The following is a 7,825-nucleotide window of genomic DNA, read 5'->3' as shown; positions in this document are numbered from 1 at the left end:
GTACGGAACGAGAATTTCTTTTCCATCGCGCTCGCTCATCGCTTCTTGCTCGGTGATTTCAATTCCATCTTCGAGCGTGAGCGGATAGTGTGTGAGAATTTGCGAATCAATTCTATCTTTGAGCGGTGTGATAATGTTTCCGCGATTGGTATAATCTTCGGGATTGGCGGTGAACACCATCATCACATCGAGCGGAATGCGAACGCTGAATCCGCGAATCTGCACAAACTTTTCTTCCATTATGTTGAACAAACCGACTTGAATGCGCGGCTGCAAATCGGGAAGTTCGTTGATGGCAAAAATTCCGCGATTGGTGCGGGGAATAATTCCGTAATGAATTGCTCCTTCGTGCGCGAAATGTAGTTTTTTTGTTGCGGCTTTTATTGGGTCTATGTCGCCGATTAAATCTGCAATTGTTACATCGGGCGTTGCAAGTTTTTCATTGAAGCGTTCATCGCGATGAAGCCATTCGATTTCAACATTGTCGCCGTGTTCTGCAACTGTATCAACACAATGTTTGCACACGGGATGAAATGGATTGTCGTTGATTTCGCAATCTTTTATGGCGGGGATAAATTCATCGAGCAACGATGTGAGTTCCCGCAGCAAACGCGATTTCGCTTGTCCACGCAAACCGAGAAGAATAATATCGTGTTTCGCAAGAAGCGCATTAACAATGGATGGAATGACGGTTTCATCGAATCCGATAATTCCGGGAAATAATTTTTCTTTGTTGCGAAGTTTTGTAATTAAATTTCTTCGCACTTCTTCTTTGACGGGAAGAAATTTATAGTTTGCTTTGCGAAGTTCGGCGATGGTTTTTGGGTGAGTCATTAGATTATATTTTCAATTTTTCTTGACCATTATTTTCCTTTTCTTCGCCCTCATCTTCCGACGGAACAATTGCAAGAGCGGAAATCGAATCGCCTTCATCGAGACGAATAATACGAACGCCTTGTGTGTTGCGTCCCGTTTCACGTATATCTGATGCGTGTTGACGGATTATCATTCCTTGGGCTGTTACTACAACGATATCATCATTGTCTAACGCTTCTTTAATTGCAACCATCTTTCCAATTTTCTCTGTTGATTTCAACGTGTAAATTCCTTTTCCTCCGCGATGACTCACTCGATACTCGCTTAAATCCGTACGCTTACCGTTTCCATTTTCCGATGCGACAAGAATTGTTGTTGTGCTTCGTTTTGTTGCAACAACACCAACGACAAAATCTTTTTTCTCCAACCTAATTCCACGAACACCACCGGCTTGTCTTCCCATCGAACGAATTTCGCTTTCGTGAAATCGAATTGCAATTCCTTCGTGCGTTCCGATTACGACATCGTGCGTTCCATCCGTGAGTTTCACGTCTTGCACTTGGTCATCTTTATCAAGTCCCATCGCAATAATTCCATTTGCGCGCGGATTGCTGAAATCCGTGAGCGAACATTTTTTTGCAATTCCTTTTTTCGAAACCATCAAAATAAATTGGTCTTCCTTAAATTCTTTTACGTTCAACACAGCCGCGATATTTTCATTCGGTGCTTTTTGCAGTAAGTTGACAATAGCTTTTCCTCTTGCCGTTCTTCCCGCTTCTGGAATTTCAAAAACTTTGAGCCAGTAGCACCGTCCGTTATCGGTGAAGCACAACAAATAATCGTGCGTGCTTGCGATAAACATTTGTTCAAGAAAATCATCTTCTTTCGTCGTTGCGCCGGTTACACCTTTTCCGCCCCGACCTTGACGACGATAACCCGAAACTGGAAATCGCTTGATGAATCCGCCATGAGAAAGCGTAACGACAACGTCTTCTTCCGCTATCAAATCTTCGACGTTGAATTCCGTTTTGTCCATCACGATTTCTGTTCTGCGCTCGTCGCCGTATTTTTCTCTGAGCGCTTGCAATTCTTCTTTGATGATTTGCATTTGCAGCGATTTGTTTGCGAGAATTGCTTTTAATTTTTCGATGAGTTTAATTACTTCTTTGTATTCATCTTGAATTTTCTTTCGTTCCAATCCGGTTAAGCGTTGCAATCGCATATCGAGAATTGCTTTAGCTTGAATTTCGGAAAGTTTGAAACGCTTCATCAATCCTTCTTTTGCCGATTCTACATCCTTCGCTTTTTTGATAAGCGCAATCACTTCATCAATGTTATCGAGCGCAATGATAAAACCTTCGAGAATATGCGCGCGTTTTTCCGCTTCATCCAAATCGAATTGCGTACGACGAACAACAACTTCATTTCTGAATTTTATAAAAAGTTGAATCGCTTTTTTCAACGTAAGAACTTCCGGTCGTCCATCAACAATCGCAAGCATAATGACGCCGAATGTTGTTTGCAGTTGCGTGTGTTGAAATAAATTATTCATTACAACGCTTGCGTTTGCGTCGCGTTTCAAATCAATCACGAGACGCATTCCATCTCTATCCGATTCATCATTCACGTTAGAAATATCTTCGAGTTTTTTCTCATTGACGAGCGCAGCGATATTTTCAATCAACGTAAGTTTGTTCACCTGATACGGAAGTTCTGTTACAACGATTTTTTGCCGTTCGTTTTTATCCGTTTCGATATTTGCTTTTGCACGAATCGTAATTTTCCCTCGTCCGTTGAGAAACGCATCTTTCACTCCTTGATAACCGTAAATAATTCCTCCGGTTGGAAAATCCGGCGCCTTAACGTACTTCAAAAGTTTTTCATCAGCGAGTTCGGGATTGTCAATCAATGCAATACATCCATCAACAACTTCTTTCAAATTATGCGGTGGAATGTTTGTCGCCATTCCCACAGCAATTCCTGATGAACCGTTCAACAATAAATTGGGTAACATCGAAGGAAGAACTTTCGGCTCTTGCAACGTATCATCGAAGTTGGAACCAAAGTCAACGGTATTCTTATCAATATCACGCAACATTTCTTCTGCGATGCGAGCGAGACGAACTTCGGTATAACGCATTGCCGCTGGAGAATCGCCATCAACGCTTCCAAAATTTCCTTGTCCATCAACGAGCGGATAACGCATCGAAAAATCCTGCGCCATTCTCACCATCGCATCATACACTGCTGTATCCCCGTGCGGATGGTATTTACCAAGCACTTCTCCGACAACGCGCGCTGATTTTTTATACGGACGATTTGCTGCGAGTCCAAGTTCGTTCATCGCAAAGAGAATTCTTCGGTGCACAGGTTTTAGTCCATCGCGAACATCGGGTAACGCGCGCGAGACAATCGTACTCATCGCGTAATCAATGTACGACGACTTCATTTCAGATTCGATATCAACAGGAATTATTTTTTCGGATATAACAGACATAAATCGTAAGATTGTGAAATAATAATATTAGAGTAAAAATATAGTTGAAAAAAGAATCGTTTATTCGGCAGATTCTATTTTTTCTTTCCAGCGAAGGTTCAGAATTTCACTGCGTGCATTTGAATGAACTAATCTCCATTGATTGCTATTGAACTCATCAATGAAGTAGAACGATACACCGCCTTGCAATTGGTGATAATCCCATATTTCAAAAGGGCAAAGATTAGTTGAGTTCGGGCGATGTTTTATTTCATTCGGTGCGCCGTAGAGAATATAGACACGTCCTTTATCGGTTTTCCAACCGAGTGTTGGAAAGTTTGTCGTTGTTGCAGTCGAAAAATTTTTGTTTGTATATTCAATCCGTCGTTCGTATTCTTTTTTCAATGATGAAGTTCCTTCGCTCGTAGTAATCGTTCGTTGTTCCCAGAATTCGGTAAGAAAATTTCGTTTTGCTTCTGAGGTTTGCAATTTCTGAAATTGCTCACGTTCATTTTCTGTTGCAATGTACGTTGCTTGATGAAATAGTTCATCCAATTCTTGTTCAGTGAATGAAGCAAATTCAGTGAACAGTTTTTCACGAAGTTTCATTTGCAATATTGTATCCGCTCCAAGGATCGGATTGAAAACAAAAAATTTTTTCGAAGTAGTGGCAAATACTGTTGTATCAAACAAGGAAATATTCAATGTATAGGTGCCGCTTCGGAGATTGCTAACATTTAATGTCCCAACTTCTGCTGTATGATTTACGCTGCGCGTTTTCTTTTTTGAGTGATGAATAATTTCTTCATTAATTGTATTTGTTACTGATACAACAAATTGATATTCTTGCAATGAATGTTCAGATAACAGGTTGTAACATTCTACAAAATAATACAACACCGGAAGTCCTTGACCGTATAATCTACGGGTGTTTGGCGCAACGAGATATGAGTTCTTATAGAATGATGACAGTTTTTCCTCTTCACTTGCTTTGATAATTGTTGTGCAAAGTTCAATATCGCTGAGAAGAGTATGCGTTTGCGAATACGGTGTAACGAGCAACGGAATTTCAAAACTATTTTTTTCAGAAGGAGAATGAAAATCAAACGCCACGACGCGAAGTGAATAATTTCCTGAAGGCAATACAAATCCTGCAATATCCACAAGTGATTTGTCCATCTCGCTTTCCGATGAATCTTCTTTTGTGTGTTGTAAAATCCACTGTTTTGATGTAATCGTACTATCGTTTTTAAGAATCGTCAAAGAAAATTGAACTTCACCAAGTAGTTTTTTTTCTTTTGTTGCGTACGTGATGCATTTACTTGGTACTGAAACAAAAATTTCTACGTATGATAATGAATCATCGAAACGAAAACTTGCAAAATCAACATCGGTGCGGAACTGGTGTTCTTGCGATACACAATTTGTGTGAAAAATAATAAGGAAGAGAAAGAGCGATTGTACGAGTTTCATAATCATTCGCCAATAATTTTTACTATAACTCGTTTCTTTCGTTGTCCGTCAAACTCTGCGTAAAATATTTGTTCCCATGGACCTAAATCGAGTTTGCCCTTTGTAATAGGAAGAATGCATTGTTGATGAAGCAGTGTGCGCTTCAAATGTGCGTCAGCGTTATCTTCACCCGTGCGATGATGACGATAATTTTTTTTTGCAGGCGCAAGTTGTTCGAGCCATTCGAGCATATCTTGTTTTAAACCTTCTTCTTCGTCGTTCACCCATATTGCAGCGGTGATATGCATTGCTGAAACAAGGCAAAATCCTTCTTGAATGTTAGAAGCAATGACGCACTCATCGAGATTACGTGTAATGTTGACAAATTCTTTTCTGGTTTTTGTATTGAAGACTAAATATTCTGTGTAGGATTTCATTATGCGTGATTACGAAATATTCCAAAAATATCTTCGATTGTTAGTTCGATGATGTCGGAAAGTGGAACAAAAAGTTTTCGATGAGAAATTGGAAATTCTTCGTTGCTCCAGTCGCCGAACGTGTATTTATATTGTATTTCTTCGCCGGAGAAAAACTCTGTCTCAAATTTCCACAGTACATCGTTTACGCGCGCCATTGGAACGACATTAGGCATCCAATTTCCCAAAATGTTTCTGTTCCCGACGATATAAACATTTTTTGTTTGCTGTGGATTTATATTTCGGCAAAGAAATGTAACTTTCACTTTGTGTTCATCTAAAGGAATATGCTCGTCATTCAATAATGAATCATCACTTCGCGCCATCGTTCCCTGCGAATGATGAATTCGCTTATCTTCGCGATATTGTTTTAAAAGTATCGGTGGAAATTCCGGTACTTCAAGATTTGCTCCAGAGTTATTGGCAAAGGAATAAACATTTTTTAAATGCATTCGGAATGCTTCATCGAAAGGTTCATCGCCTCCCGGTGCATTTTGATCCGTTCCGTACCACCAAAACCAATCGCTTCCTTCAGCGGCGAGCAATTCTTTCCAAACATCCGGTAATGGAAATGATGTTGGTAACGCAATACCACAGTTCTTCAAATCAGTTCTCGTTCGCAGTAAATATTCCCACGCAGTATTTTCTTCTCCTTCACCAATCCATGTATCGAAATTCGAATTTATCCACGAGCCCGGAAAAAGCCAATCTATTTTTTTCATCGAAGAAATCGGATGAGGAGAAATTCCACGCTGCGCATTTCCGAAAATATATTCACTCGGAGTTACGGTGATAATTTCTTTTGTGAGAAATTTTTCTTCTAATTTTGCATAGAGTGAACGCAAAAATTCTTTTCCGTCAAGATTTGTGCGATACCATTCCCATGCATTTTCTCCGTCAACAATAACTGTAATGAGTTGTTCGCTTTCATTGGAAAGACAAAGTAACGATTGAATGAAATCTTCCGCCGCGAGTTCTGCCGGTAGATTCTGATAATCAAAACCGATTTTGTCAGAGAGTCGTGTGTTGCGAAAAAATATTGCAAGTTCATTTTTCTCAACATTCAAACTGTATGCGGAATTTGCAGTTTGATTTTCCGGTTTTGAGCGTTTCAAAATTTGTTCGTCGGTTGCAATCCATTTGATATTGTTGTTCGTGAACAATGGAAGAATTTCCTGCGATACGCATCCCTCACTGGGCCACATTCCGTTCGGCAGATTTCCAAACAGCGATTGAAATTTTTCTATTGCAAGTTGAACGTGGAGATTTGCATCTTCGGGAAATGAAAATCGCATTGGCAGTTGAGCAGTCGGTTGAGAAATTTTCGTAACATCGGAATCTAACAACAATGGAAGAATCGGATGAGCATAGGGCGTTGTTGTGAGTTCAATTTGTCCGTTATTCCAAAAGATGGAGTCCACTTTGGAAGTGGACTCCATCTTTTTTTGCAACTGCATTTCTTTGTGCAACGGAATTATTGCCGAAAGAACTTTATACACTTCGTTAACCAATCGTTTGCAATCATCTTCCGTAATTTTTTTTCGTAGATAAAATTTTTCATCAGATTTTTTTTCGACAAACGAACTGAGGTTGCAAACGTTACCGTTCGAGAGTTGTACTTTTCCCAATAAAAAATCCGCATCAAAGTTTGCCAGAAAAAACCAAAATTTCAGTTCCAGTAATTGTTGAAGAGAAAAATTGTCAACGCCGAGTTTAAGAGAATTTTTTATATGTCTGCAGAGTCGTTCATATTCAGGGAAAAAATGTAATTGTGGTTCGCTTATCGTAATACAACTCCACGCATTTCGATAAAGAATATTTTTTTCTTCGTCTCCAAATTGCTCTGTTGGTTTGAGAAGTAAGTCAATCCACGCATCTGTTAGCGTAGAGTTGTCGGTTTTTTTCGATTTTGTTTTGCGATTGACGAACAACGATTCTCGATTCACGATTTTTGAAAGCGGAGCGACATAAAATTCTTCCAACTGTTGCAGCAATGTTGACGTAAGATTAAACGTGCAATGAATCGAAGGAAATTCTTTCAACATTGCGCACATATCGTAATAATCTTTTGTCCCGTGTGTGCGAACCCACGGAGCGGAAAGAAGATGTTTTTCGGAATCAACGTACAATGGCTGATGTTGATGCCAAATAATAGCGAGATAGATTGTTTTTTTCGTAGTAGAAATGGTGTTTCTCAATGATTTTTTCGGCAAAAAAATACAAAAAAAAGACGAGGAAAAGGAGTTTATTTGAAAGAGAAAACGAAGTATATTATTCCTGTTTTTATTAAAGAAAATAATCCAACTCAATTAACCGTTCCCACTAATTCTCTCAATGCGCGAGTTTATAAAATCGTATTCTTCTGCCGGTCGTGGTTTTGGTACGCCATCAGTGATGCAACATATTGGAATTCCAAAGTTTGAAGAGAAAAATAAAGTTCATCAAAAACTCTCGGAACTTTCACTAATGCTGCATCAACTCAAAGCAAAAGGCGAAGAAGAAAAAATGACAATGTTGGAAAAAGAACTTGATGAAACGGTAATGAAGTTGTTTAGCGGAAAGTGAAAAACTACATCTTCACCCTTGACATTGCTCATCCTCCTGT

Annotated in this window: 6 protein-coding genes; 1 reads left to right on the top strand and 5 read right to left on the bottom strand. The window is 39.4% G+C overall.

What is annotated here, in order from left to right:
- The 5 genes from FJ218_10315 to FJ218_10295 form a co-directional block, all read right to left on the bottom strand.
- On the bottom strand, positions 1-834 hold an 834-nt coding region (locus tag FJ218_10315), incomplete at its 3' end, for a magnesium chelatase (GenBank protein MBM4167294.1).
- Between the two features lie 4 nt (positions 835-838).
- Positions 839-3,313 (bottom strand): DNA gyrase subunit A, encoded by a 2,475-nt coding sequence (gene gyrA / locus FJ218_10310; protein ID MBM4167293.1) that lies wholly within the window; start codon positions 3,311-3,313, stop codon positions 839-841.
- 60 nt (positions 3,314-3,373) lie between these two features.
- The gene (locus FJ218_10305; GenBank protein MBM4167292.1) at positions 3,374-4,771 is read right to left on the bottom strand and encodes a GWxTD domain-containing protein; all 1,398 of its coding nucleotides are present in this window, start codon (positions 4,769-4,771) and stop codon (positions 3,374-3,376) included.
- The gene (locus FJ218_10300; GenBank protein ID MBM4167291.1) at positions 4,768-5,181 is read right to left on the bottom strand and encodes a YjbQ family protein; all 414 of its coding nucleotides are present in this window, start codon (positions 5,179-5,181) and stop codon (positions 4,768-4,770) included. Before FJ218_10300 ends, FJ218_10305 begins: the two co-directional genes overlap by 4 nt.
- Entirely contained in the window at positions 5,181-7,529 is a 2,349-nt protein-coding gene (locus tag FJ218_10295; protein MBM4167290.1) for a hypothetical protein, read from the bottom strand. The genes FJ218_10300 and FJ218_10295 overlap by 1 nt, the downstream gene beginning before the upstream one ends.
- Before the next feature lie 25 nt (positions 7,530-7,554).
- On the opposite strand from FJ218_10295, the gene FJ218_10290 reads away from it, so the two are divergent.
- Complete coding sequence (locus FJ218_10290; GenBank protein ID MBM4167289.1) at positions 7,555-7,785, top strand: hypothetical protein; 231 nt, start codon at positions 7,555-7,557, stop codon at positions 7,783-7,785.
- Positions 7,786-7,825 lie beyond the last annotated feature (40 nt).

Source organism: Ignavibacteria bacterium (assembly GCA_016873775.1).
GTDB lineage: Bacteria > Bacteroidota > Ignavibacteria > UBA10030 > F1-140-MAGs086 > JAGXRH01.
This window is presented reverse-complemented; position numbering and strand designations above follow the sequence as displayed.